Source organism: Planococcus sp. RAB007_Raresut, assembly GCF_057369535.1.
In genome coordinates this window covers 1-249 of sequence record NZ_JBXYIF010000214.1, presented here as the reverse complement: position 1 = coordinate 249, position 249 = coordinate 1, and the positions used below count along the sequence as shown (strand labels likewise).

At 56.6% G+C, this 249-nt stretch carries 1 protein-coding gene; it reads left to right on the top strand.

Annotated elements, in window-relative coordinates; all coding sequences use genetic code 11:
• On the top strand, window positions 1–249 hold a 249-nt coding region (locus tag AC2Q9J_RS18325; protein ID WP_499042153.1), incomplete at both ends, for a class II aldolase/adducin family protein.

Genomic DNA, 249 nt, shown 5'->3' with positions numbered 1-249 from the left:
AAGACGAGCTCGCCGCAGGAGATTGGTTCCCCGGGACGAGTGGCAACCTGGCGATCCGCGTATCGGACGTCCCGTTGACGTTCCTCGTGACGGCAAGCGGTCGTGATAAACGAAAGCGTACCAATGAAGACTTCGTCCTCGTCGTTGCGACCGGTCAATTGATTGGAGAACAGTCAGGCAAACCGGCCGCGGAAACGTTGCTACACGTCGAAATCTGTAACAACACGAACGCAACCTGTTCCCTTCACG